The 24,192-nt window shown below is 66.0% G+C and carries 29 protein-coding genes; 17 read left to right on the plus strand and 12 right to left on the minus strand.

Features of this window, described 5'->3' with window-relative positions:
- Both ACIQ2E_RS01245 and ACIQ2E_RS01250 read left to right on the plus strand, forming a co-directional pair.
- Positions 1-1,005 (plus strand): efflux RND transporter permease subunit (locus ACIQ2E_RS01245; RefSeq protein WP_398324999.1); only part of this gene is annotated, 1,005 nt, incomplete at its 5' end.
- Complete coding sequence (locus tag ACIQ2E_RS01250; protein ID WP_398325002.1) at positions 998-2,107, plus strand: efflux RND transporter periplasmic adaptor subunit; 1,110 nt, start codon at positions 998-1,000, stop codon at positions 2,105-2,107. The genes ACIQ2E_RS01245 and ACIQ2E_RS01250, both read left to right, overlap by 8 nt.
- A gap of 9 nt (positions 2,108-2,116) precedes the next feature.
- On the opposite strand, the gene hisIE is transcribed toward ACIQ2E_RS01250, so the two are convergent.
- Positions 2,117-2,812 (minus strand): bifunctional phosphoribosyl-AMP cyclohydrolase/phosphoribosyl-ATP diphosphatase HisIE, encoded by a 696-nt coding sequence (gene hisIE / locus ACIQ2E_RS01255; RefSeq protein WP_398325072.1) that lies wholly within the window; start codon positions 2,810-2,812, stop codon positions 2,117-2,119.
- Positions 2,813-2,862: 50 nt separating this feature from the next.
- Between hisIE and ACIQ2E_RS01260 the strand changes: the two genes are divergently transcribed.
- The 5 genes from ACIQ2E_RS01260 (at position 2,863) to ACIQ2E_RS01280 (ending at position 6,909) form a co-directional block, all read left to right on the plus strand.
- Positions 2,863-3,360 carry a 6-carboxytetrahydropterin synthase gene (locus tag ACIQ2E_RS01260; RefSeq protein ID WP_398325004.1) on the plus strand — a complete coding sequence of 166 codons (498 nt, stop codon included), beginning with the start codon at positions 2,863-2,865 and terminating at the stop codon, positions 3,358-3,360.
- Positions 3,361-3,504: 144 nt separating this feature from the next.
- On the plus strand, positions 3,505-3,957 hold the full coding sequence (locus ACIQ2E_RS01265) for a M23 family metallopeptidase (RefSeq protein WP_398325007.1): 453 nt from the start codon (positions 3,505-3,507) through the stop codon (positions 3,955-3,957).
- A gap of 41 nt (positions 3,958-3,998) precedes the next feature.
- The gene (locus tag ACIQ2E_RS01270) at positions 3,999-4,952 is read left to right on the plus strand and encodes a permease (protein WP_398325010.1); all 954 of its coding nucleotides are present in this window, start codon (positions 3,999-4,001) and stop codon (positions 4,950-4,952) included.
- The gene (locus ACIQ2E_RS01275; RefSeq protein WP_398325012.1) at positions 4,928-5,599 is read left to right on the plus strand and encodes a TIGR03943 family putative permease subunit; all 672 of its coding nucleotides are present in this window, start codon (positions 4,928-4,930) and stop codon (positions 5,597-5,599) included. The genes ACIQ2E_RS01270 and ACIQ2E_RS01275 overlap by 25 nt, the downstream gene beginning before the upstream one ends.
- Positions 5,596-6,909 carry a hypothetical protein gene (locus ACIQ2E_RS01280; RefSeq protein ID WP_398325015.1) on the plus strand — a complete coding sequence of 438 codons (1,314 nt, stop codon included), beginning with the start codon at positions 5,596-5,598 and terminating at the stop codon, positions 6,907-6,909. Before ACIQ2E_RS01275 ends, ACIQ2E_RS01280 begins: the two co-directional genes overlap by 4 nt.
- Here the strand turns inward: ACIQ2E_RS01280 and ACIQ2E_RS01285 are convergent.
- A complete protein-coding gene (locus ACIQ2E_RS01285; protein ID WP_398325018.1) occupies positions 6,895-7,686 on the minus strand; it encodes a metal ABC transporter permease in 792 nt (263 codons plus the stop codon). The two genes, ACIQ2E_RS01280 and ACIQ2E_RS01285, sit on opposite strands and share 15 nt — an antisense overlap.
- A gap of 33 nt (positions 7,687-7,719) precedes the next feature.
- Here ACIQ2E_RS01285 and ACIQ2E_RS01290 point away from each other — a divergent pair, with 33 nt between their 5' ends.
- A complete protein-coding gene (locus tag ACIQ2E_RS01290; RefSeq protein ID WP_398325020.1) occupies positions 7,720-8,121 on the plus strand; it encodes a Fur family transcriptional regulator in 402 nt (133 codons plus the stop codon).
- Here the strand turns inward: ACIQ2E_RS01290 and ACIQ2E_RS01295 are convergent.
- A complete protein-coding gene (locus ACIQ2E_RS01295; RefSeq protein ID WP_398325022.1) occupies positions 8,118-8,810 on the minus strand; it encodes a metal ABC transporter ATP-binding protein in 693 nt (230 codons plus the stop codon). The genes ACIQ2E_RS01290 and ACIQ2E_RS01295 overlap by 4 nt on opposite strands.
- A 72-nt stretch (positions 8,811-8,882) precedes the next feature.
- On the opposite strand from ACIQ2E_RS01295, the gene ACIQ2E_RS01300 reads away from it, so the two are divergent.
- The 3 genes from ACIQ2E_RS01300 to ACIQ2E_RS01310 all read left to right on the plus strand — a co-directional run bounded on the left by ACIQ2E_RS01300 (position 8,883) and on the right by ACIQ2E_RS01310 (position 11,607).
- A complete protein-coding gene (locus ACIQ2E_RS01300) occupies positions 8,883-10,328 on the plus strand; it encodes an iron uptake porin (RefSeq protein ID WP_398325024.1) in 1,446 nt (481 codons plus the stop codon).
- A gap of 60 nt (positions 10,329-10,388) precedes the next feature.
- Entirely contained in the window at positions 10,389-11,345 is a 957-nt protein-coding gene (locus tag ACIQ2E_RS01305; protein ID WP_398325026.1) for a metal ABC transporter substrate-binding protein, read from the plus strand.
- A gap of 124 nt (positions 11,346-11,469) precedes the next feature.
- Positions 11,470-11,607: a hypothetical protein gene (locus ACIQ2E_RS01310; protein ID WP_398325029.1), complete on the plus strand. Its 138-nt coding sequence runs from the start codon at positions 11,470-11,472 to the stop codon at positions 11,605-11,607.
- A 7-nt stretch (positions 11,608-11,614) separates the two neighbouring features.
- Here the strand turns inward: ACIQ2E_RS01310 and ACIQ2E_RS01315 are convergent, their stop codons facing one another.
- Together ACIQ2E_RS01315 and ACIQ2E_RS01320 are read right to left on the minus strand one after the other, a co-directional pair.
- Positions 11,615-12,082: a ferritin gene (locus ACIQ2E_RS01315; RefSeq protein ID WP_398325032.1), complete on the minus strand. Its 468-nt coding sequence runs from the start codon at positions 12,080-12,082 to the stop codon at positions 11,615-11,617.
- 167 nt (positions 12,083-12,249) lie between these two features.
- Positions 12,250-12,732 carry a Dps family protein gene (locus ACIQ2E_RS01320; protein WP_398325035.1) on the minus strand — a complete coding sequence of 161 codons (483 nt, stop codon included), beginning with the start codon at positions 12,730-12,732 and terminating at the stop codon, positions 12,250-12,252.
- Between the two features lie 116 nt (positions 12,733-12,848).
- On the opposite strand from ACIQ2E_RS01320, the gene ACIQ2E_RS01325 reads away from it, so the two are divergent.
- The 3 genes from ACIQ2E_RS01325 to ACIQ2E_RS01335 all read left to right on the plus strand — a co-directional run bounded on the left by ACIQ2E_RS01325 (position 12,849) and on the right by ACIQ2E_RS01335 (position 15,021).
- A complete protein-coding gene (locus tag ACIQ2E_RS01325) occupies positions 12,849-14,039 on the plus strand; it encodes a CobW family GTP-binding protein (RefSeq protein ID WP_398325038.1) in 1,191 nt (396 codons plus the stop codon).
- Positions 14,040-14,233: 194 nt separating this feature from the next.
- Positions 14,234-14,809: a HupE/UreJ family protein gene (locus ACIQ2E_RS01330; protein ID WP_398325041.1), complete on the plus strand. Its 576-nt coding sequence runs from the start codon at positions 14,234-14,236 to the stop codon at positions 14,807-14,809.
- Positions 14,810-14,874: 65 nt separating this feature from the next.
- Positions 14,875-15,021 carry a hypothetical protein gene (locus ACIQ2E_RS01335; RefSeq protein ID WP_296442483.1) on the plus strand — a complete coding sequence of 49 codons (147 nt, stop codon included), beginning with the start codon at positions 14,875-14,877 and terminating at the stop codon, positions 15,019-15,021.
- Here the strand turns inward: ACIQ2E_RS01335 and ACIQ2E_RS01340 are convergent.
- The 5 genes from ACIQ2E_RS01340 to ACIQ2E_RS01360 are packed head-to-tail and all read right to left on the minus strand — an operon-like array spanning position 15,001 to position 19,039.
- Positions 15,001-15,483 (minus strand): Fur family transcriptional regulator, encoded by a 483-nt coding sequence (locus ACIQ2E_RS01340; protein ID WP_398325044.1) that lies wholly within the window; start codon positions 15,481-15,483, stop codon positions 15,001-15,003. The two genes, ACIQ2E_RS01335 and ACIQ2E_RS01340, sit on opposite strands and share 21 nt — an antisense overlap.
- Positions 15,484-15,505: 22 nt before the next feature.
- On the minus strand, positions 15,506-16,483 hold the full coding sequence (locus ACIQ2E_RS01345) for a lysylphosphatidylglycerol synthase domain-containing protein (RefSeq protein ID WP_398325046.1): 978 nt from the start codon (positions 16,481-16,483) through the stop codon (positions 15,506-15,508).
- The gene (gene larC / locus ACIQ2E_RS01350; RefSeq protein WP_398325048.1) at positions 16,480-17,736 is read right to left on the minus strand and encodes a nickel pincer cofactor biosynthesis protein LarC; all 1,257 of its coding nucleotides are present in this window, start codon (positions 17,734-17,736) and stop codon (positions 16,480-16,482) included. Before larC ends, ACIQ2E_RS01345 begins: the two co-directional genes overlap by 4 nt.
- Positions 17,736-18,392, minus strand: coding sequence for a hypothetical protein (locus ACIQ2E_RS01355; protein ID WP_398325051.1), 657 nt, complete (start codon positions 18,390-18,392; stop codon positions 17,736-17,738). Before ACIQ2E_RS01355 ends, larC begins: the two co-directional genes overlap by 1 nt.
- A 2-nt stretch (positions 18,393-18,394) precedes the next feature.
- Positions 18,395-19,039: a hypothetical protein gene (locus ACIQ2E_RS01360; protein ID WP_398325054.1), complete on the minus strand. Its 645-nt coding sequence runs from the start codon at positions 19,037-19,039 to the stop codon at positions 18,395-18,397.
- A gap of 103 nt (positions 19,040-19,142) precedes the next feature.
- On the opposite strand from ACIQ2E_RS01360, the gene ACIQ2E_RS01365 reads away from it, so the two are divergent.
- Complete coding sequence (locus ACIQ2E_RS01365; RefSeq protein ID WP_398325057.1) at positions 19,143-20,036, plus strand: tetratricopeptide repeat protein; 894 nt, start codon at positions 19,143-19,145, stop codon at positions 20,034-20,036.
- Here ACIQ2E_RS01365 and ACIQ2E_RS01370 read toward each other — a convergent pair.
- Positions 19,978-20,322 (minus strand): hypothetical protein, encoded by a 345-nt coding sequence (locus tag ACIQ2E_RS01370; RefSeq protein ID WP_398325060.1) that lies wholly within the window; start codon positions 20,320-20,322, stop codon positions 19,978-19,980. The genes ACIQ2E_RS01365 and ACIQ2E_RS01370 overlap by 59 nt on opposite strands.
- Positions 20,323-20,479: 157 nt before the next feature.
- Between ACIQ2E_RS01370 and xth the strand changes: the two genes are divergently transcribed.
- Positions 20,480-21,307 carry an exodeoxyribonuclease III gene (gene xth, locus ACIQ2E_RS01375; protein ID WP_398325063.1) on the plus strand — a complete coding sequence of 276 codons (828 nt, stop codon included), beginning with the start codon at positions 20,480-20,482 and terminating at the stop codon, positions 21,305-21,307.
- A gap of 14 nt (positions 21,308-21,321) precedes the next feature.
- On the opposite strand, the gene ACIQ2E_RS01380 is transcribed toward xth, so the two are convergent.
- A complete protein-coding gene (locus tag ACIQ2E_RS01380) occupies positions 21,322-22,794 on the minus strand; it encodes an FAD-linked oxidase C-terminal domain-containing protein (protein ID WP_398325066.1) in 1,473 nt (490 codons plus the stop codon).
- A gap of 108 nt (positions 22,795-22,902) precedes the next feature.
- Here ACIQ2E_RS01380 and hemL point away from each other — a divergent pair.
- On the plus strand, positions 22,903-24,192 hold a 1,290-nt coding region (gene hemL, locus ACIQ2E_RS01385; protein WP_398325069.1), incomplete at its 3' end, for a glutamate-1-semialdehyde 2,1-aminomutase.

The following is a 24,192-nucleotide window of genomic DNA, read 5'->3' on the forward strand; positions in this document are numbered from 1 at the left end:
ACGCGGGTCTCCACCCGTTTCAATGCCGATTCACCGGTGTTGCGGCTCGAACCGGATCGCCTGCAGCTGGCCTCCTTGGGCGTTGATCTCGATGAGCTGGTGGCCACCCTGCAGGCCAGCTTCGGCAGCACCTATGTGAACGACAGCTTTGAAGGCGATCAGGTGCGGCGCGTGATCGTGCAGTTGGAAGGCCAGGGGCGCCGCGATGTGAACGATGTGCTCGCCTTGCAAGTGCGGAACCGCAACGGCCAGCTGATCCCCATCGGCCAGGTGGTGCAGGTGGTGCCCTCCACCGGGCCCAGCGTGATCAACCACAGCCGCCTGGTGCGCTCGATCACGATTCAGGCCCTGCCAGCTCCGGGCGTGAGCACCGGCCAGGCCATGGCCGCGCTTGAGCAGATCCAGCGCCAGCAGGGCAGCAGCACTGTGGAGCTGGAGTGGGCAGGACTGGCCCGCGAGGAGCGGCAGGCCGGCGGCGGCAGCATCCGGGCCTTTGCCCTGGCGGTGCTGGTGATGGGCTTACTGCTCGGCGCCCTCTACGAGAACCTGCTCGACCCGCTGATCATCCTGATCACGGTGCCGCTGGCGCTGCTGGGCGCGGTGGCGGGCCTGATCCTGCGCGGCCTGCCGCTGGATGTGTACGGCCAGATGGGGCTGCTGGTTTTGGTCGCCCTCGCCGCGAAGAACGGCATCTTGATTGTGGAATTCGCCAATCAACGGCTGCGGGAAGGCTTGCCGCTCGATGCCGCCATCCGCGAGGCCTCAATCAGCCGTCTGCGGCCGATCCTGCTCACCGCCATCTCCTCGTTGGCGGGCTTCCTGCCGCTGGTGCTGGCCAGTGGTGCCAGCGCCAGCAGCCGCATCAGCATCGGCACGGTGGTGTTCTCCGGGCTGCTGGTGGCCACGGTGTTGAGCCTGTTTGTGGTGCCGGGGGTGTACCGCCTGATCAAGGGATGGGAGCTGGCACGGCCCCAGCGCCGCCTGCATGGAGGGCAGCATGGCTGAACCCCAAAGCCTCGCGATGCCAAGCGGCCTGAAACTGGCCATCCGTTCTGCTGTGCTGGCCAGCCTGGTGGCGGGGTGCAGCCAGCCAGGAGCCAGGCCACCGATCACGGTGCAAGCGGAACGCCCGCGCCAGGAAGCGTTTGTGCGCAGCCTCGACACGGTGAGCACCCTCGAGGCCACCAAGGAGATCGATCTAGCCGCTCAGGCCGGCGGGAGGGTGCAACAGGTGCTGGTGCAAGGCGGCGACAGCGTGCGTGCCGGGCAGATGCTGATGGTGCTGGATCAAACCCAGCTCAGGGCAGATGTGGCGGCCCTGCGGGCCACCGCCGAAACCGATGCCATCGCCTATCAGCGCTACGCGGGGCTGGTGAGCCAGGGAGCCGCCACCGCACTGCAACGCGATGAGGTGCGTGCCAAGGCGATCGGATCCCAGCAGGCCCTGCGGGCCAAGCAGGCCGATCTGGCCTACAAAGACGTGCGAGCCCCGATCAGCGGGGTGATGGGTGATGTAACGATCAAGCCCGGCGATGTGGTGCAAGCCGGCACCCCCTTCAGCCGCATCATCCGCAACGACCAGCTGCAGGCCCGCATCGACATTCCCGCCAACCAGGCCAATGCGGTGGCCAAGGGCCAGCGGGTGCAGCTGCTGGATGGCATCAACCCCCGCGCTCTAGCCGAAGGGCGGATCAACCTGATCGATCCGGGCGTGAACAACGCCAGCCAAACGCTGCTGGCCAAAGCCACCATCGCCAACCCTCGCGGTCTGCTGCGCAATGGCCAACGCCTGCGTACCCGCGTGATCCTCGGCGCCGAACGCCAATGGGCCGTGCCCTTTGCGGCGGTGACCCGCAGCTTCGGCCAGAACTTCGTGTTCGTGGTGGGCACCCTCCAGGACCTGGAGCGGGATCCCGGCAAGGCCGATCTCGCTGCCCTACGCCGCCTGCCGAAAGGAACCCTGCTGGCCCTTCAGAAACCGGTGAGCCTGGGCCCGCTCCAGGGCGAGCTCTATCCGGTGCTCTCCGGGCTGAGCGCCAACGACCGCGTGATCTTCAGCGGCAACCTCGGGCTTCGCCATGGCAGCCCGGTGAAGCTGAAACCCTGAGGCGACGGCTCACTCGCGCCTCGGGGCACCGCGGCGCAGGGCGAGCACCTGCTGCACCTCACGCCAACTCACACCGTGGTGGGCCAGAGCGACCTGGAGGTGAAACACGATGTCGGCCGCTTCGCCAGCAATCTCGGCAGGGTTGTTGTCTTTGCAGGCCATCACGAATTCGGCGCTCTCCTCGCCGATCTTCTTGAGAATGCGGTTGTCGCCACCCTCCAGCAGCTTGTTGGTGTAACTGCCGGGTTCGGGATGGTCGCGGCGGTCCTCGATCACCCGCATCAGTTCCGTGCACACATCGGCCGGTGGCGCCGCGGCGGCAGCACCACCAGCACTGGGGGCAGGGCCATCGTCGTAGAAGCAGCTGCGGGCGCCGGTGTGGCAAGCCACATCACCGCTCTGCTCGATCGTGAGCAGGAGCACATCGGCATCGCAGTCGTAGCGGAGGCCCCGCAGGCTCTGGGTGTGACCGCTGGTGGCACCTGTGTGCCAGAGCTCCTGGCGTGAGCGGCTCCAGTAGTGCACCTCACCGGTGGCCAGGGTGCGCTCAATCGCCTCGCGGTTCATCCAGGCCACCATCAGCACGGCGCCATCGAGCCAGTCCTGCGCCACCGCGGGGATCAGGCCGGCTTCGTTAAACCGAAGCGAGTCGATCAGGGCAGGATCCGGGACCTGAAATGATGCCTGCAAGGGCTGCCGATCCATCTCCACCGATCCTCCCGCAACACCGACCAACTCAGACATCAGGCCCGGGAATGAGCGCCGCCTTCACCTGCACGAAGACCTTCAGCGGCTATCCCTGTTGCCATCGCCAGTGGCGCCATCCCGGCCATTGCCGCTTCGTGCACGGCTACAGCCGCAGCTTCACCCTCTGGTTCAAAGCCCGGGAACTGGATGTGCATGGCTTCGTGGTGGATTTCTCCAGCCTCGAGGCCCTGCAGGGGCAGCTGGCCGAGCAGTTTGATCACACTTTTTTGGTGAATGCCGACGACCCTCTGCTCGAGCAGTGGCGGGCGTTACACGAGCAAGGCGCACTCGACCTGCGGGTGATGGACAACGTGGGAATGGAAGCCAGCGCCGAGCTGGTGTGGCGCTGGGCCAATCAACTGTTGGAGCCGCGCGAAGGCGGCCGCAGCTGCTGCTGGAAGGTAGAAGCGCGCGAAAACGAGAAGAACGCCGCCTGCTTTGAAGCGGTGCCACGCTGGTTCACATCCAAGCCTTGCGGCGGAGAGCCAAGCCCACGGAGCAGCTGACGCCTTGGGGGACGCCGTGGACGCCCGCTCGGAGCACCCGGCCAACCCTTGGATCCGTCGCATAGACAACAGACAGGTCCAGCGCGTCGCAACTTAAGATTTGCTTCCGATTCCCGTCGCGGACGTTCATCCCGCGGAAGCCTGTTGCCCATCGCCCTTCTTCTGCCTGCTCTGCAGCTGCTTCACCCCATGCCCGGGGTGATCACCCAAGGAGTGCGAGAGGGCCATCCCGCCATCGACATCGCCTGCATCACCGGCACGCCGGTGCGGGCCGCCCACGACGGGCACGGCTCCGTGCGGCGGAGCCGCACCCACGGCACCACCTTCGCGCTGCGAGGAGCCGATGGGTTGGAAACCAGCTACAGCCACTTGCACACGGTGATGCCCGCCGGCCACTACAAACGGGGCGATCAGATCGGCACCTGCGGTAACACCGGCATCTGGAGCAGCGGGCCTCACCTCCATTTCGAAACCAACCGCCCCGAACTGCTGGGCTCCCTACTCGTGGAAGAGGCACCAACCTCGCTGCCGATCGCGCAAACTCAGCCGCCTTATGCCATCGGTGGCTCGCCAGATGCCCTGAAGACGCGGCCATGATGCGCGGCTGATCCCCGGCTACCCGGCGTGGCTGAACCCGATTGAGCAGGCTGGCCACCATCTGGGCCATCTTTCAGGGGCTGCTGCTTGAGGCGCTTCCGTTTCTGCTGATCGGCGTGCTGATCGCAGGGCTGGCCCGCTGGATCGCCCCAGGAGGCCGCTGGCTGCAGCGTTTACCGAGCCAGCCACTTCTGGCTCCGCTCACCGGCGCTGCCCTGGGCTTTGCGCTGCCGGCCTGCGAGTGCGGCAATGTGCCGGTGGCGCGGCGGTTGTTGGCCGGCGGCGCACCGCTGGGGTCGGCCTTGGGCTTCCTCTTTGCCGCACCGGTGCTCAATCCGATCGTGCTGGCGAGCACCTGGGCCGCCTTTCCCGATCAGCCCTGGCTGCTGGCGGCGCGGCCCCTGGCGGCTCTGCTGCTGGCCCTGGCCCTTTCTGCTCTCTTGCAGCAATGGCCTGAAGGCCAACTACTCGAGCCGGCACTGTTGGAGGAACGGCGCCTGAGCCAACCCCTGGCTGAGGTGGGGCTGCTGGAACGTCGCAGTGGCCTGGTGGGGGCCGCTCCAGCCGCACCGCCGCCGCCGCCGGAGCGGCCGAGCCTGGCCACGGTGCTGGAGCACAGCAGCCGGGAATTTCTCGATCTAGCCGGCCTGCTGGTGCTGGGCAGTGCCCTGGCAGCGGTAGTGCAAACCCTGTTGCCCCGCACCTGGTTACTGGCGGTGGGCGGGGCTCCCACCATCTCTGTGGTCAGCCTGATGCTGATGGCGGTGGTGGTGTCGGTGTGCTCCAGCGTGGATGCCTTCCTCGCGTTGGGGTTTGCCGCTCAAATCACCCCCGGCGCCCTCTTGGCCTTTCTGGTGCTGGGGCCCGTGGTGGATCTGAAGCTGCTGGGCTTGTTTGGGGTGGTGCTGAAGCCGCGAGCCATTGCGCTCACGGCGGCTGGTGCCTCTGTGGTGGTGCTGCTGATTGGGCAATGGGTGAATCTCTGGCTGCTTTGATCCGCCCGCTGGCCCTGGCCCTCTGGGGTGCCGTGCTGCTGGTGAGCACCCTCACAGGCCGGTTGGAGCTGTTGCTGCGTGGTGTGTTTCATCCGCTGGTGGGGCTCAGCGGCGTGGTGCTGCTTGCGATCGCCCTGCAACAGGCGCTGCAGGGCCGGCGCGAACGGCGCTGGAACCGCAGCTGGGCGTTGAGCGGCCTGCTCGCGATCGCCGTGCTGCTGGTGCCGCCCAACCCCTCCTTCAGCGATCTGGCCTCGAACCGCAACAGCGATCTCGGCAGCGAGGTGGAGCTGGATTTCCTGTTGCCGCCAGGCCAGCGCAGCCTCACCGACTGGGTGCGCCTGCTGCGCAGCCAGCCCGACCCACAGCTGTATGAGGGCGACCCCGTGCGCATCAGCGGTTTCGTGCTCACGCAGCCCGATGGCCCGCCCCAGCTGGGGCGCTTGCTGGTGCGTTGCTGCCTGGCCGATGCCACACCGATCGGGCTGCCTGTGCACTGGCCGAAGGGCTTCAGCGCACAGGCTGACCAATGGCTGGCCATCGAGGGCCGCATGGGCGTGGAGAACGAGGCGGGCCAGCAGCGCAGCGTGGTGCTGCCGGAGCGCATCCGCACGATTCCGCGGCCCGCCAGACCGCTCGAGCCATGAACAAACCAGCCCTGCTGCTGGCCGCTGGCGGACTCTTGGCCCTGTTGCAGCAGCAGCTGTTGCTGCAACGCCCACCCAGGCTGCTGGAGCTGCGCTCGAGCACAGCCAGTTCAGGGCCAGCCGCCCTCTCACTGCGCTTCAGCCGCCCGATGGATCGCGTCAGCCTGGCGGAGCGCAGCCAGCTGCAGCCATCCCTGCCCCATCAGTGGTTGGGCGCGAACAACCCCTTACGGCTACTGCTCGCTGCCAATCAACCAGTCACCGGGGCGATCCAGCTGCTGATCAGCGGCATGGATCAACGGGGCCTGGCACTGCGGCCGCAGCGCTGGAGCTGGGACCCCAGACCGCGGCTGCTGGCGGTGGTACCCAAGGGCAGTGGTGAGCAACTGCAACTGCTCCAACGCGATGGCCGCTGGCAACCGCTCACCCCGGAGTTCGAGCGGATCACCGCGGTGACCCCATTGGGGGATGGATCAGGCATCGCCCTGGCCAGCCGCAATGATCAAGGTGAGCGGCTGTGGCTGCTGCCGCTGCAGCAAAGCGCCCTGCAGCGCAGCGGCCAATCGGACAGCAGCGCGGCGAAGGCAGGCCCCCTTCGGGCGCTGCTACCGGAGCCGTTGATCTTCACCCACCTGAGTAGCAACCAGCGCGGTGATCTGCTGGTGCAGTGGAGCACACAGGCCCTGGGCCGCTCGATCACCAGCTTCTGGCCCCGCCAGGGCAACCGCCAACAACTGGAGCTGGAGGCCTCCGGCCCGATGCAGCTGCTGCCCGACGGTGGCGCTCTGGTGATGCCTGAGCTTGAGGGGCTGAGCCTGCGCAACCTGCCCGGCCGGCCCGAGCGGCGCCAGCTGCTGCCAGGCAGCCGCGATCTGAGCAGCTTCTGCCCGGTGAGCGGGCGGGCGCTACTGGTGCGGCACTGGCCTGATTTCCGGCGTTCTCTGGAACTGGTGGAACCCGGTCAGCCGCCACGCCAGCTGTGGCTGGGCGGCGATGCGGTGCTGAGCACGGCCTGCGATCGCGGCGGTGAACGGGTGTGGCTGCTAGTGAGCCATTGGCGCGATGCCCAGCGCAGCCGGCTGCTGGAGATCAACCGCCAGGGGCAGGTTGTGCGGACACGGGATCTCACGGGGTGGGAGGTTGAGCCCGGGGTGCCAATGGCCTACGACCCCACCCGTCAGCAGCTGCTGCTCACCCTGCGGCAACAGGGGCGCCCCGACGCACAACCGGTGTTGATCCCGGTGCGGGATTTGGCTTTGCAGCCGCTGGCAAAACAAGTGCGCCAGGCCCTCTGGCTACCGCCGGGCTAGCTGCAGCGGCAAGAGCAGCAGGCACAGCACCCCAATCAGCGGGCCCGGCGGCAGGTTGATCCAGGGCTGGATCGCCAGCAAAAGGCCACTCCCGCTCAGAAGCATGCCAAGCAAGGCTGATCGCCACAGAGCCTGGCGCAGGCTCGTGGCCCCGGGCAGCGCCAGCAAGGCCGGTGCGCCCATCAAGCCGATCACCAGCACCACCCCAACGGCCGTCATCGCACTCACCACAGTGAAGGCAGTAACCAGGGTGAGCAGCAGCCGCAGGCGCCGAACCGGCAACCCGGCACTGGTGGCACCCAGGGGATCGACCCCCAGATACACGTAGTGGTGATAGCGCCAAAGCAGCAGCAGCAGCATGGCCAGCAGCGCCAGCAGGCTGCGCACCAGATCAGCGGGTGCCGCAGCCAGCAGATCACCAAACAGCACGGCCTCCAAATCCACGCGGATGCCCAGCAGGGGAATCAACAGCACCCCCAGCCCTAAAAAGCCCGCCAGCACTGTGTTGAGCACGGCTTCATCACCCGGTTGTCCTGGGCGTGAGGCGCCGCTGAAACGCTCCGCCAGCAGCGCACCCGCCAGGCCACTGATCGCACCCCCCACCCCTGGGTCGAGGCGGAGCGCCACCGCCAGGGCCAGCCCGGGAAGCACGGCGTGCGACACCAGGTTCACCAGAAACAAGCGCCGCTGCACTAGCAGCACGGTGCCCGTGAGCGGGCAGAGCCCACCCACCACCAACGCCACCGCGAGCGGCAGCAGCCACCACACACGCTCCATAGGATCAGGGCCCCCCGCCCCGCTGGTTCGGCCATGCCCTCCCAGGTTGCCGCCTCAGGCGATCGCCAGCTGCTGCTGCTGGAGCAACTGAAGCTTGCCGATCGGGAACTCTCCGGTCAAGACCTGCACGCCCTGCTGCGCCAGAGCCCCCAGGCCATGGGACTGGCCACGGTGTACCGGCACCTGCGCCAGCTGCAGCAGCGGGGCTTGATCCGCTGCCGCCATCTCCCCAGTGGCGAGGCCCTGTTCGCGCCGGTGGAGCGCGATGAACACCACCTCACCTGCGTGGATTGCGGCACCACCTTGGTGCTGGAGCACTGCCCGATGCACAACGTGCAGTTGCACGGCGATCAGGCGGAGGGGTTTCAGCTGCTGTTTCACACCCTGGAGTTCTTCGGGTTGTGCCGCAGCTGCCAGAACCGCCAGAACGCCTAACCGCAGCAGTGGTTGCCCACCCGCAAATCGCCAAGAGCATGGCGAACCTGTTGGGGCGTGCCGTCGGCCAGGAGCTTGCGATCGAGCACGAGCACCCGGTCGTAGGCGTCGAGGTCGCGCCCCCAGTCGTGGCTGCTCACCAGCAGGGTGAGCCCCGCATCACTGAGCTGACGCATCACCCGCAGCAACTCGGTGCGAGAGGGCGGATCGATCGCTGCGCAGGGTTCATCAAGCAGCAGGAGGCGCGCCGGTTGCACCAGGGTGCGCGCCAACAGGGCCCGCTGCTGCTGACCGCCGGAGAGCTGATCAAGGCGACGCCCAGCTAGCCCCATCAATCCAACCCGCTGCAGCGCCGCCTCCACATCGCAGCAACCCGGGCGCTGACCAGCCAAGCGACCAAGGGCCACCAACGCCCGCACCGTGATCGGGAAACCCCAGGCAATCTCTCCGCGCTGCGGCATCAGGGCGAGCTGCTGACGCGCCAGGGCGGGAGTGAGGGGGGTCCCCTCCCAGCTGATCGAGCCAGCCGCAAGGCTCAGTTGCCCCTCCAGGGCCTGAAGCAGGGTGCTCTTACCAGCACCATTGGGCCCCACGAGAGCGGTGAGGGTGCCGGGCTGGAGCTTGAACGAGAGCTGATCCAGCACCAGCTCGGGTCCGCGGCGCACACACAGCTGATCAACGCTGAGCACCGCTTCAGGCCTCACTCACTCCAAAGTAATGAGCAGGCGCGCTTGAATCGAAGCGCAGCGAGAACCCGGTTGATGTGGCGCCCCATCGTTGCCCTGATGGGAAGCATCGCCGTGCTGGGGGCATCAGCGAGTTCCGCTTCAGCGCAAGCAGAGGGCCCACTGCTGCGGATCCAGCACGGCTGCTCCACAGCCGCCTCGGAAGAACGGCGGAATCAGGGGTTAGCCATCTCACGTTTCAGCGCGGCCGCATTGCTTCAGGCCTGCCTGCCGCACCTCAACGGCAACGCAGGCGAAGGCGCGCTGTTGCTGCGGCAGCTCGAGCAGGGACTCCACCAACTGGATCAACAGGTGGAGACCCTGGAGGCCACGCAGTTTTCCCCCACCACCAAGCTCAAAGGCCTGGCCAGCCTGGTGCTGGGTGGCAACCGCTTTGAGGGCAGCGACAGCGCCGTGGTTAGGAGCAGTCGCTCCAACTTCGGCGCCAGCACCTTCAACTACGACCTCAAGCTTTACCTCGACACCAGCTTCACGGGGCAAGACCTCCTGCGCGCTCGCTTGCGCAGTGGCAATTTCGATCGAGCAAGCAACAGCTTCTACGGGGCTGGCCCCAGCAAGTTATCGATCCTGGAAACAGCCTTCCAGGAGCAATCGGGGCCCGACATCGTCTCGGTGAACCGGCTGTACTACCAATTCCCATTGGGCAAGGGATTCACAGCCACCTTGGGGCCCCGGATTGGCCAGCTGGATCTGTTCGCCCTCAGGCCCAGCGTGTATCCAGCCGAAACCATCCTCGATCTGTTCACCCTCAAGGGAGCTCCAGCGGCCTACAACTTCAAGCTGGGCGCGGGTGCCGGGTTGTGGTGGCAATCCCCTGGCGGATTCAGTGTGAGCGCCAACTATGTGGCCGGCAACGGACGCGATGGCAATCCCAGCGAGGGAGGCATCGGCACCGCGGATTCAGCCAGCACTGGCAGTGTGCAACTCGCCTACAGACGGCCGCAATGGGCCGTTGCGGCCGTGGTGAGCTCCATGCAAAACCTGGGAGGCGGGATCACCTATGCCACCAACTTCACCTTGAACAGCCTCAGCAATCCCGGTCAAACCACGGCTTTTGGTCTGAGCGGCTATTGGCAACCGCGGCAATCGAGCTGGGTGCCCTCGATCAGCGCTGGCTGGGGCTTCAACCGCACCGATTACGCCTCGGAGGTGGAGCGGCAGGGGCTTGTGGCCAACAGCCAGTCGTGGAGCTTGGGCCTGCAATGGAAGGATATTTTTTCCCCAGGCAACGCCCTGGGCATGGCTGTGGGGCAACCGATCTTTGCGACTTCGCTCTACGGGGGCGACATCCCTCGTGATGGCAACACCGCCTGGGAGTGGTGGTACAAGCACCAACTGAGCGACAACCTCGCCGTCACCCCAGCGCTGTTCCTGCTCAGCCGGCCGTTGGGCGCAGAAACCCAAGCAGGCAAAAGATTTCGGCAACTCGGAGCCCTGCTCAAAACAACCCTGCGCTTCTGAGAACCATTATCGTTGCCTTTAGAACTGGGCTTGAGCATGCGGCGAACCGCAGCTGTGTTGATGGCACCACTGGCCCTGGCGGCGGTTCAGGCCTGCAGCCCAGGCTCCCCGGTGGACGTGATCGCTGCCGATGGCGCGCTGTGTGACATCACGCAGCGTCTCGCCGCAGGCAGCCTGAAGGTGGACTGCCTGCTGGGCCCTAGCGACGACCCCCATCAACTGCAGCTCACGCCTACGCAGATACGCCAAATCAACCAGGCCCAGCTCCTGCTGATCAACGGCTACGGACTCACCCCAGCGCTCGAGAAGCTCCGTGAGGCCGTGAAGGTGGCGGAGATTGCTGTTCCGAACAGCCCCGATCTCAACGATGGCGTTCAGAGCGACAAACACAGCCACACCGAACACGAACACGCCCACGAGGGAGACGGCGAAGCGGCCCACCTGCATGGCGACCAGGATCCCCACGTGTGGCACGACCCACGCCAAGCCGCAGCGATGGTGAACGTGGTGAGCAAGAAGCTCGAGCAACTCGATCCGCAGGCCGCTCCACAGATTCAGGCGCGATCCGAGGCGATGCAACGCAGCCTGAGCGCCCTCGATCGCTGGAACCGCGAGCAATTCAGCACGATCCCCTCGCCGCGCGTTCTTGCCAGCGGTCACCGTGCCTTCGCAAGCCTCGCCAGGGCCTATCAACTCAAGGAACTGCCGGTGATTGATGCCACCAGCACGAGCGAAGCGCTCCGGCCGCAGGCCCTCGCCAACGTGGTGGCAGCGCTGCGCAACCAGGGCGTGCGCAGCCTGTTCGCCGAACAAACGCCGGCCAGCAAGGCACTGCAGCGGATCAGCAGCCTCAGCGGCGTGCCGCTCGCCAGCCAACCCCTGCGTGCCGACTCCGCCGCAGACAACCTGATGGCGACGCTTACCAGCAACACCTGCCTGATCGTGGATGCCCTTGGGGGGCGCTGCAACCAAACCAGCGGCAGCGAACTCGTGGCGAGCTGGAACGCCATCCGCTGAGCCCCCGGACCCCCAGCCGTAGCCAAAAGCACATCGGCGGGTGACGAAACCAGCCCCGGCGGAGCAGTGAGGCTCAGAGCGCCTAAGATGCGATTGATTCTCAACAGCAACGCATCGCCGCACCATGGCTCAGCAGATCGGCTGTCACAGCGATGAGGCGCCCAAGACGCGCACCGCCACGGAGCATGCCAAGAAAAAAGGCTGCAAGCAGAAAAAGTGCTCCCACTGGAAGGGCGGCCAGTGCCGCTGCGGCCGCGACTGAGGCCAGTTCAGCCCGCCTCACCTGCTTGCGGCCCTCCTCCCATGCCTCCTTTCACATGGGCGAGGGCGGTTCCTTCCAGAAACTGCTGATCCAACAGCAACAGGGCCGCGCTGTTGTCACCGGCCAGACGCAAGCGCTTGCAGACGAAACGCGCTTCCGCCTCTTCCTGCAGCTGCTCTGAGACAAACCAATCCAGCATCGCTGTGGCACTGCGCTCACCCAAACCCTCCGCCAGGGTGTAGAGGTGATGAATCGATGCCGTCACACCCTTTTCAAGGTCATAGACATCATCAAACAACGCCTGAACGGAGCTCCAATCACGCTGCGGAGCATCGATCGTAGGGAGCTCCACATCCTGATCACTATCCACCAGATAGGCGATCATCCGGGATGCATGCCCCCGCTCTTCATTGCTCTTGGTGAGCATGTAAGACGAGAAGCCCACCAGGTCTTTTTCACGCAACCAGATCGACATCGCCAGGTAGGTATGGCTGGCTTGGAACTCGGCAGCGAGGTGGTTGTGATGGCCCGGGTGAGCTCCTTCATCCTCAAAGCGTGAGTTGATAAGCGTGTTCTAACAAGAGCAGAGCGCTGCTCCGCCAGTGATGCACATCTGGCTGTAGCGAATGGTGCAATCGCTGGTCAGCTTTCCAACAGGCTGCGCAACATCCAGGCTGTCTTCTCATGAATCTGCAGGCGTTGCGTGAGCAAATCAGCGGTGGGCTGATCATTGGCATCGTCGGCAATGGCGAACACACCGCGAATCGTGCGGGCCACCGCCTCATGACCCTCCACTAGCTCGCGCACCATGGCCATGGCCGCTGGAACACCCTCGCTTTCGGGGATCGACGACAAGCTGCCGTAGATCCTGCCTCCAAACGGGGCTTTGTGGCCCAGGGCCCGGATCCGCTCGGCGATCTCGTCGAGGGCTGTCCACAGCTCGGTGTACTGCTCCATGAACATCAAATGGAGCGTGTTGAACATCGGGCCCGTGACGTTCCAATGGAAGCCGTGGGTCTTGGCGTACAGCACGGTGCTGTCGGCAAGCACCCGCCCCAGGCCCTCAGCAATCTGGGCGCGCTGCTCAGCGGGGATGCCGATGTCGATGGGTGGTGCGACAGCCATGGAGTGCTGGGGTCTGGAGCTGTTTCCGTTCTAGGGGGATTGGCACGAGGTGTCAGCGGCAACCATCCGGAGAGCCCACAGATCAGACTGGCTACAGCCCTGATCCACGGATCCACGTGACCGCCAGCGCGACCGACCTCGCACCCGCATCCTCTGCCCAGGCCCATGGGCCACTGCCTGTAACCATCCTCACCGGCTTTCTGGGGGCCGGCAAAACCACGCTGCTCAACCACATCCTCAGCAACCAGCAGGGCGTGAAAACGGCCGTGCTGGTGAACGAATTCGGTGAGATCGGTATCGACAACGATCTGATCATCGCCACCGGCGAAGACATGGTGGAACTGAGCAATGGCTGCATCTGCTGCTCCATCAATGGCGAGCTGCTCGATGCGGTGTATCGCATCCTCGATCGCCCGGATCCGGTGGATTATCTGGTGGTGGAGACCACCGGCCTGGCGGACCCACTGCCCGTGGCAATGACGTTCCTGGGCAGCGATCTACGCGATGACACCCGCCTCGATTCGATCATCACGCTGATCGATGCGGAGAACTTCAGCGACGAGATTCTCGACGGCGAGGTGGCCCGCGCCCAGGTGGTTTACGGCGACATCCTGCTACTCAATAAGTGCGACCTCGTGAGCGAGGAACGGCTCACGCAGGTGGAAGGCCGGCTGCGGGAGATCAAAACCGACGCCCGCATCCTGCGCTCGGTGAAAGGCGATGTGAGCCTGCCGCTGCTGCTGAGTGTGGGGCTGTTTGAAAGCGACAAGGTGGCCGCGGAACAGAACCACGACGACTGCGACCACGACCACGGTCATTGCGTGCATGACCACGGGAATGGCCCTGAGCATGACCACGCGGATGGTCACCAGCACGGGCACCACGACCACAGCAGCTGCGATCACGACCACGGCCATTGCGACCACGGCCATGCGGATGGCCACCAGCATGGGCATAGCCACGGCCACGATCACGGCAATCCGGATCACCTAGCGATCGAAGGGTTCACCTCGCTCTCGTTCAGCAGCGAAGGCCCCTTCGCCCTGCGCAAATTCCAGAACTTCCTCGACAACCAACTGCCCGCTGGTGTGTTCCGCGCCAAGGGCATCCTCTGGTTCAACGAAAGCGACAAGCGCCATGTGTTTCACCTGGCCGGCAAGCGCTTCTCGATCGACGACAGCGAGTGGGGTTCAGCCACCGAGCGCAAAAACCAGCTGGTGCTGATCGGCAAAAACCTCGACCATCCCCAGCTGCGCAAGCAGCTCCAGGCCTGTGTGGCCAAAGATGCAGGCAAAGGCTTCGCCTGAAGCGATACTGCAAGGAGCGGTTCCTCGGATTCAGCCCGGGGAGGCAACGAGGAAAGACCGGTGCAGGGCCTAGCCCCACTCCGGCACTGTCCCGCAGCTGTGATGAAGCAGGCTCCAGCTCGCTTCTCAGTCAGAACGCTCGCCGCTCCCAGATCCATTCACCCCCTCAGCACCGGCGCGGACCGGCCCTGCCCATGCCCACCAAGCTTTCCCGCTCCCTTCTGATCAGCAGCACAGCAGGCTTCGGCCTCAGCCTGCTTTCAGCCCTACCCGCCGGCGCCCATGGCAGCGCTGATGCCGGCGTGATGGCCGGGGCCCTGCACCCGCTGCTGGGCCTCGATCACCTGCTGCTGCTCGTGGGCGTGGGCCTGACGGCCGCTCGCGTCGGCCCACTGCTGCTGGGCTTTGCCCTGGGTGGCGCCGTGCTGGGCAGTGTGTTCGGCAGCTTCGGTGGTGGGCTTCCGGCGGCAGAAGTGCTGGCAGCCCTGGCCGTGAGTGCCGTGGGCGCAGCGCTGCTTCTGAGCGACAAGCTGCAGAAACCCCTGCCCGCACTGGCCAGTGTGCTGGGGAGCGCCGTTGCGGTGCACGCCATGCTCCACGGCCAAGAGGCCAGCGGCACCGCCAGCTGGTGGCTGGGTGCCCTGATGGCCTCGGCCCTCACCATCGGCTTGAGCTTCGCTGCAGGACGCCAGCTCAGCCTGCGCCAGAGCCAAGTGGCGGCTGGCCTTCTGGTGCTTCTCGGTGGTGTTTTGGCACTCGCACCTCTGTAACGGCAGCGATTGCAACACCAGCGCTGGACGATGCCGCTAGCGTGCAGTGAATCGCGTCCAGCGCCTTGGCCGATCTGCTCCTTCTCACTGCAGTGATCACCCTGGCGGGTGTGATCGCCTGGCTGGCGGCTGGCTCCGACGACGACAACGGTGGCGGCGGGCTGATGCAGCCTGTGCTGGTGCCCGTGCGCTCAAACCGTTATCGGGGTTGATTCCGCAGCCGAGCAACGCGGGCAGAGCGCGCGCACATTGAGCACACACTCCAGCAGGCGGAAACCGTGCAGGCCTGCCGCCTGCTCTCCAGCCGAGAGCACCGCTTCGCTCTCGAATTCCTCGGTGTGGCCGCAGCGCACACACACCAGGTGGTGATGGTCGCGGTGATCGTCGTCGCTGGCCAGTTCGAAGCGGCGCCCCCCCTCGGGCAACTCCAACTCCCGCAGCAGTTCCATCGAACTGAGCAAGCGCAGGGTTCGATACACCGTGGCCAGGGAGACACGCTCCTCCGCCCGCAGCAATCGCTGATGCACCTCTTCAGCGCTGAGATGGGTGCCTTCGCCTAAGCGCTCAAACAAAGACAACACGCGCTGCCGCTGCGGCGTGAGCCTCTGGCCGCGGCCATGCAGGCTGCTGCGCAGCGCCTCAGCGGGAAGATCGGGCGCCGGGACGGCAGGCATCAGCGAACGGTTGGCGCTGTTCTCAACAGTAACGCCTGTTGCGAACTGCCGCCAGATCAGCCCGGGCGGTGAGCGCCCCCAGTAAATCCGCCAGGGTGCTCACCAACCGGTAGCTGATCACCACTGCCAGCAACGGCGCTTCCGGCACCACCGCCGCCAGGCGGATCAACAGCACCGTTTCAAACACCCCCAGGCCGCCAGGAGCACCAGGCACCACCAAGCCAGACGTCCAGGCCAGGGCGAAGCCGGCCAGCCAGCCTCCCCAGCCGATCGCAAAGGAAAGATCAAACGCCTGCACGCAGCAGGCAAACCCTGCAAAACGCAGCAACACGAACACCAGCTCCGCCAGCAGGGGCGGCCAGGGATAGCCGGGCAAGGCCGCGGGCAAGTCCTCAGGCGCAGCATCAAGCAAGCCGCGCGACGCCAGTTGCCGGGCCCGCTGCTGCTCCAGCCGCAGCATCAGCGGATTGAGCCAGCGGGGCAGCAACACCAGAAGCGGCAGCAGGCACAGCAAGCCCAAACCGGCCTGCCAGCCCCCAAACGGCACCAGCGCCAGGGCGGCCACAGCCGCCAGCAGCGGATCCAGCAACACCGCCACCAACGCTTGGGGTGTGCGCATGGGCGGCGCCTGCACCGGCGACTCGGGGCTGGCTTGCGCCTGCAGAGCCCGCACCCGAGCCAGCAGATGCCACACGCCACCCGGCAGATACTTGCGCAGATTCGAAGCCAGGAAGAGCACCACAAGCGCACCCCAGCGGGGCTGTTGCCCCAGCCAGCGCAGCACCACGCCCCAGGCGGCCGCATTCGCCAGCAGGCTCAACAAACTGAAGCCCACACCCAACAGCAACCAGCACCAGCCCTGGGCATCCAGGCTCAGCTGCAGCAACTGACGGCCGTGACTGACCAGGGCCGCCAGTAGAAAACCAGCGCTGGCCAGCGTGACCCACAGGCGCGCGCCACCAGGCAGCGACAGCTCACGCCAACGGGGGATGTTGATCATGGGCGGTGCTGGGGTGACTTAACGCTTGGGGCCATCGCCGGCCCATCGAGGCCATCGTCGTCGACCAGGGCGAGCACAGCCCGTCGCAGCCTTGCCATCGAGATGGCGTGGCGCTCGGCCAGCTCCGCGAGATCGTCGGCTTCGGGCTTGCAGATCCAGCTGCCATCCGGGCGGCGCGAGCGCTTGATCCGCACCGGCCCCCAGGGGGTCTCCACCACGCCATGCTCGCGCGGCAGCGACCAGCGCTTCAGCAACTGCTCCCGCACCCCCAGGCTGCTGCCATGGCGCCACCACACCTGGCGCAGCGCCAAGGATTGCTCAGGCCGTGCAAGCACCGTGATCAAGCTGGCCGGCCGCCCCTTTTTCATCTGCAGCGCCTGGGCGAACACCTCGAGAGCCCCGGCCTGCCGCAACGCTTCCATCAAAAAGGCGAGATCCTCTCCACTGGCATCGTCGATCTGGGCCTGTTGCTGCAGCAGCATGTCCTGGCGCTCCCCGGAAGCAGGGAGCTGGGGCTGCGCCAGCACCAGGCGCAACAGGTTGGCGCGATCAAGCTGGCGCGTTCCCAGGCCCACCCCCACCGCTTCCGGCACCAGCGCGGGCGCCTGGCCGAAGCGATCCGCCAGGGCTGCCATCAGAGCCATGCCGGTGGGCGTGGTGAGCTCCGCCGGCGGAAACCCTTCACTGCTGGCCAGCGGCAGCTGCCGCACCCGCGCCAGCTCAAGCACAGCCGGAGCCGGCAGCGGCAGTTGCCCGTGGGCGGTGGCCACGCGGCCATGGCCGGCGGGAGGCGGCGTGCAGATCAGCTCAGAAACACCGAAATGCAGCAGACCAGCACACACACCCACCACATCCACCAAGGCATCGACCGCTCCCACTTCGTGGAAGTGCACCTGATCAGCCCCCGTGCCATGCACCGCAGCCTCCGCCTCCGCCAGCAGGCTGAACACCGCGAGCACCCGCTGCTTCAGCTGAGGCTCCAGGGGGGCCTCAGCCAGCTGCACGCGCAGATCACCCCAGTGGCGATGGGGCGGTGAAGGCTCGGTGAGCGCCACCTGCAGCTGCAGGCCGCGGAAGCCGGCGCTGCGCGTGGTCTGGATGTTGAGGCGGTAGGCATCGGCCAACCCCAGTGCCGCCATCGGTTCGTGAACCACCGATGGCGGCAGGCCCAGATCCAGCAAAGCCCCCAGCAGCATGTTGCCGGCGAGGCCCGTCGGGCAATCCACAAGAGCTAGCCGGGGCTGGGAGGGCATCACACCTGGGCCAGCAGGGTGTCGGCCTGCTGATCGAGTTCGCTGCGGCGTTGGCGCAACCACTGCTCCACCTCACGGCGGGCGCGGCGCTGCTCCTGCTGCGCTGTAGCCACGTCGTACCCGGAGAGGCCCCAAAGCCGGCCCAATAGGGCGCGGTCGTCGGCACCGCCGCGGGAACCGCCATACACCAGTTGTTCGGCGATCATCCCCGCCTGGAGCACGCGGCTCCAACGGCGCAGGTCTTCAAGAGCCAGCTTGGCGTGGGCCGGAGGCTCCAGCTGGGTGCTGCCGTTGGCACGGAGACCCTCCCGCAGACAAGCCCGGCTGCCCACCAACACCTGTTTCACCGGCAGGTTGTTGTCTGCCGCCACCAAGAAGTGGCCGGCCTCATGAATGGCGATGCGGCGCAAGCGGGCCGCACCAATCCCCGCCGGCAGGGCTTCAGCCAGCAGATGGCCCCCCAGGCCACCAAAGCGTGCTGCATCCACGGTGAGCGCCACCATGCCGCCACCAGCAGCCAGGGCAATCAACCAGGGCGACAAACCGAGCGGTGGTCCGACCACCGCCAGCACCGTGACAGCCGCAACAGCCGCACCAGCCGAAACAGCAGCCGTTGAGCCCTGATCAGACCCCGGGAAGCGCTCCGGAGCCGCCATGGTCAGCGGCGCCCGCCGCGACCGGGACCGCGCCCCTTGCCAGCCCGTTGGGGCACAGGCGCGATCACTTCGTGCTGCTCGAGCTGCAGCTGCTGGCCGTGACGGCGCAGATCGAGGGAGACGAAATGGCGCAGGTGCTCGGGAGCGATTTCTCCGCGCAACTGCAATTTGAAGGGTGTGGGCCGGGAGCCATCCGCGCGAGGCTGCTGGCGGATCTTCACCACCAGATCGCCATCCTCAGGGCGGGTGTAAATCAGCTCACCACGGACCGAGAAATAGCCATCGCCCTCGGGCAGGTCATCGGTGGGGGCCGCGGCGGCCTCCGCATCGGCAGCGCTTTGGGTGGCGATCTCGGTGGCCGCCAAGGTGCTGGGCTCCCACACGCCAACGAGCTGCAGGTGCAGCTTCTCGGGGTCGCGGAAACGGGGGTAAGCCACCCACAGATGGGGCTTGCTCAAGTCGAGATGGCGGCGCATCAGGGTGAGCACGCGGCCGAGCACCACGGCTTCGATCTCGGTGCCGTCTTCGGCTTGCAGGGTGCCGCGGGTGAGCTGTTCAGGGTCTACGGGCACATAGGTCCCCCGCACCACACCGATGGCCCGGTACTGCATCGGTTCGGTGACCGGTGAAATGGGGTGCTGACGCATCGTGGCTGAAACCCTCTGGGCGCTCGTGGTGTCCATGGCCCGGCCGCCAATGTAACCAGCCCTTGCCATGGCCCCAGACTGAGGGCCATCCACGCGCCGCACCATGCCGCCTCGCGCCAGCATCAATGCCCGAGGGCTGCTGCTCAGCCTTGGTGCGGTCGCTGTGGTTGGCGGTTCGCTGGCTGGTGGCTGGTGGCTGGGGCAACACAGCCGGGGAGCCAACACCAGCAGTTCTCAGGCGGCTGTGGAACGGCAGGCAAATCAATTGCGGCAACGCCTGGCCGAGGGCACAGCCAGCGAGGCCGAGCAGCAGCGGCTGGTGCAACTGCTGCTGGTGTTGAACCAACAGGAGGAAGCAACCGTTCTGCTGGAACAACTCGCCGACCAGCAACCGAAACGCTGGCAGTTGCGGCTGCTGCTGGCGGAACTGCATCGCAACACCAACAACCGCAGCGCGGCTGAGCGGGAACTGCGGCAGCTGCTCAACCTCAGCCCCGATCGGATCGAAGCCCTGCAGCTGATGACGCTGCTGCAATTGGAGCAGGGGCGGGGCAACGAAGCCCAGGCTCAGCTCAAGGCCCAGATCGAGAAGGCGAGCAAACCGGCCGTACAGCCTCAAGTGCTGCCCCTGGGGTTGCTTCTCGGCGATCTGCAGCAACGGATGGGGCAAAACGCCGCAGCCGGCGCCACCTACACCAAACTCTCCACCGACTTCCCGCGCGATCCGAGGCCGCTCCTGGCGCTAGCCCTGCTGCGCCAGGAGCAGGGCGACCCGAAGGCGGCTCAGGAGGCGTTAGCCCAGGCCCGCATCCGCCAACCCGGCAGCAAGGACAGCCGCCTCGATCGGGTCGCCGCCAGCTGGGGCATCAGCAGTTTGCGGCAGGCCAAACCCGCCACTGGGGCCCCGCCGGATCAGCGTGGCCCTGTCCCTCAGGTCACTAAGGAGCCTTCACCTGAGATGACGGCCCCGGAGCCTGAGCTGCGTTCAGCTCCTTGAGGGCGGCATCGACAGCATCACCCGGGGGGGTGGCGTCGTCCATCGCCGTGCCGCGACGGATCTTGTTCATCAGATCAATGGGGTTGGTGCTGTCGAGGATGGAACCCTGTTTCGACGTGCCGTTGCTGCCGCCCGGGCCATAGTCGTAAATCTGTTTTTCTTGGGTCGACATGCCCCAGGAGCTGTAGTCAGCTCTGGCGGCCTGAGCGCTGACGCCAAGCACCGTGAACGCTAAGAGCCCGGCGCAGGCCGCAGCGCTGTGCCGAAGGGGGGAAGGGCGTCCCATCACCGTCCTGTGCGATCGCATGGTGGGAATCGTAGGAGGGCTATCCGGCGGTGGGGGAGGCTGGGGCGGTGGGATGCGAGCGGCATCCACAACCGGATATCCCTGGATATCCCAACCTGGAGCGCATCCAATCGGTACACCCCGCGGCATCCCACCTATGCGCATCGCCAGCTGGAACGTGAACTCTGTGCGCACGCGGCTTGATCAGGTGCTGGCCTGGCTACAGCAGCAGCAACCAGAGGTGCTCTGCCTGCAGGAAACCAAGGTGGCTGACGAACTCTTTCCCCACAGCGCCTTCGAACAACTGGGCTACAGCTGTGCCATCAGTGGTCAAAAGGCGTACAACGGCGTCGCCCTGATCAGCCGTCTGCCAATGGACGATATTCAGATCGGCTTCACCGCTCTGCTGCCGCACGACGCAGAAGCCCCCGGCCTCAGTGAACAGAAACGGGTGATCAGCGCCCTGATCGATGGGGTACGCGTGCTCAACCTCTACGTGCCCAACGGCAGCTCACTCACCAGCGAGAAATACGCCTACAAGCTGGAGTGGCTCGCTTGCCTGAAGCGCTACCTCGCGGAGCAGGAGCAGCAGGGCGAGCCTCTGTGCATGGTGGGCGACTTCAACATCGGCCCTGAAGCGCGCGATCTGCACGATCCAGAGCGATTGAGCGGCGGAATTATGGCGAGCGAGGCGGAGCGCCAGGCCCTCAATAACGCCCTGGCAGGCCGCCTGACAGACGTTTTTCGTGTGTTCGAGCCCAGCAGCGGCCACTGGAGCTGGTGGGATTACCGCAGTGGCGCTTGGGATCGCGACCAGGGATGGCGTATCGATCACATCTACCTCTCGGAAGACCTGCTGGATTGCGCCACTGGATGCATCATCGACAACAGCCCTCGGGGCAACATCCAACCGAGCGATCACGCACCTGTGGTGGTAAACCTTGCCTGGGACGAGAGCGAGGAGAGCTCAGACAACTGGGACTGACCGTTCTGCAGCGCTCAAACCACGACAACCTCAGCCGGCAACTCCACCCCTTCGGCACGAAGTTCCACCTTGCGCCGCAGCGATTCGCCACAGGTTTTAGGCGTTGGGAACAACTTGCCCGGATTGGCCAAGCCCTCAGGGTCGATCGCGCGGCGCACCAGCTGCATCGTGGCCTGATCATCGGCGCTGAACATCCAATCCATGTAGCAACGTTTATCGCTGCCGACGCCGTGCTCGCCACTGATGCTGCCCCCAGCAGCGATGCAGAGGCGCAGGATGTCTGCGCCGAGGGCCTTCACCCGTGTGTTCACCCCCTCCTCACCAGCGCGGTAGAGGATGAGGGGGTGCAGATTGCCGTCGCCAGCATGAAACACGTTGGCCACGGCGAGGCCATGCTCTGCGCTGAGCCGATCGATGGCTGCCAACACACCAGGAAGAGCTGTGCGGGGCACAACGCCGTCTTGCAGGTAGTAGCTGGGGAATTGGCGCCCCAAGGCTGAGATCGCACTCTTGCGGCCTTTCCATAGCCGTGCCCGCGCCTCCTCGCTCCAGGCCTCGCGCACCGCGCCGGCGCCAGCCTCTAGGCACAAGCGGCTGGCGATCTCCACCGATTCCTTCACCTCCAGTGGATGGCCATCGAGCTCGATCAGGAGCACCGCCGCGGCCTCGCGCGGATATTCATCCACCCCAAAAAAATCATCCACAGCCTGGATGCAGGGGTTATCCATCATTTCCATGCCCGCCGGCAGCACGCCGGCTCCGGTGATCAGGCGAACCGCCTGACCGGCCGCCTCCATCGAAGCGAAATCCGCCAGCAGCACCGCCACGGTTTCCGGGGTGCGGAGCAGCCGCAGCGTGACCGCCGTGGCAATCCCGAGCGTTCCCTCACTACCGATAAACACCCCACGCAGATCCAGGCCCGGCATCTCCGGCATGCCACCGCCCAGGGTGGTGATCGAACCATCGGGCAGCACCACCTCCATTGCGAGCACGTGGTTGCTGGTGACGCCGTATTTGAGGCAGTGCACGCCACCGGAGTTCTCGGCCACGTTGCCGCCGATGCTGCAGGCCACCTGGCTGGATGGATCCGGGGCGTAATAGAAGCCGTCGCCCGCAACGGCCCGGGTGACCCAACTATTGATCACCCCCGGCTGCACGGTGATCCGTTCATTGGCCAGATCCACCTCCAGCACCTTGCGCATGCGGCTGGTGGCGATCACCAGAGCGGGCTGCTCCGCCAGTGCACCACCGGAGAGGCCAGTGCCGCTGCCGCGGGCGATGAAAGGCACGTGGAGCTCGGCGCAGAGCTTCACCACAGCCGCCACCTGCTCGGTGGTTTCCGGCAACACCACCAGAGGAGGCTGATGGCGGTTGAGGGTGAGGCCGTCGCAGTCGTAAGCCAGCAACTCCTGACGCTTGGACACCACAGCCCGAGGCGGCAGCAAGGGCCGCAGGCGGCGTTCAAGCAAGCCCCAGTCAGGCGTCACAGGGTCGAGCGGTGGTGGAAAGACCTTAACGAGAGTTCCACCGCTGGACTCCCGGGCCTGCAATTGCGTAAGGATGGTGCGCTCAAGCTCCCGTCTTCGGATTCCGTTTTGACCTCGGCACCTGTTTCGGCTCCCGTGCACAACACCACCCGGTCCCAGGAACTGTTCGGTGCCGCGCAGACGTTGATGCCCGGTGGCGTGAGCTCTCCGGTGCGCGCCTTCCGCTCCGTGGGCGGGCAGCCGATCGTGTTCGACCGCGTCAAGGGCGCCTACGCCTGGGATGTGGATGGCAACCGCTACATCGATTACATCGGCAGCTGGGGCCCTGCCATCTGCGGCCATGCCCACCCTGAGGTGATCAGCGCCCTGCACGAGGCGCTCGAGAAGGGCACCAGCTTCGGCGCGCCCTGCGCTCTGGAAAACAAGCTGGCCGAGATGGTGATCGATGCCGTGCCGTCGGTGGAGATGGTGCGCTTTGTGAACAGCGGCACCGAGGCCTGTATGTCGGTGCTGCGCCTGATGCGCGCCTTCACCGGCCGCGAGAAGATCATCAAGTTCGAGGGCTGCTACCACGGCCACGCGGACATGTTCCTGGTGAAGGCCGGCTCCGGTGTGGCCACCCTCGGCCTGCCCGACTCCCCGGGCGTGCCGCGCACCACCGCCGCCAGCACCCTCACCGCGCCTTACAACGACCTGGAGGCGGTGAAGCAGCTCTTCGCCGAGAACCCCGGTGAGATCGCCGGCGTGATCCTCGAGCCGGTGGTGGGCAACGCTGGTTTCATCACCCCTGAGCCCGGCTTCCTCGAGGGCATCCGCGAGCTCACCAAGGAGAACGGTGCGCTGCTGGTGTTCGACGAAGTGATGACCGGCTTCCGCATCAGCTACGGCGGCGCCCAGGCCAAGTTCGGCATCACCCCCGACCTCACCACCATGGGCAAGGTGATCGGCGGCGGCCTGCCCGTGGGCGCCTACGGCGGCCGGGCCGACATCATGAGCATGGTGGCCCCAGCCGGCCCGATGTATCAGGCCGGCACCCTCAGCGGCAATCCGCTGGCGATGACCGCCGGCATCAAGACCCTCGAGCTGCTGAAGCAGCCCGGCAGTTACGAGCGCCTCGAGGCGATCACCAAGCGCCTGATCGAGGGAATCCTTGATGCAGCTCGCAGCGCCGGCCTGCCGATCACCGGCGGTTCGATCAGCGCCATGTTCGGCTTCTTCCTCTGCGAAGGACCCGTGCGCAACTTCGAGGAGGCCAAAGCAGCCGACACCGTGCGCTTCGGCAAGCTGCACCGCGCCATGCTCGAGCGCGGCATCTACCTGGCCCCCAGCGCCTTCGAGGCCGGCTTCACCTCCCTGGCTCACTCCGACGAGGACATCGACACCACCATCGCCGCCTTC

Origin of the sequence: Vulcanococcus sp. (assembly GCF_044369115.1) — a bacterium.
Classification (GTDB): Bacteria; Cyanobacteriota; Cyanobacteriia; order PCC-6307; family Cyanobiaceae; genus Vulcanococcus.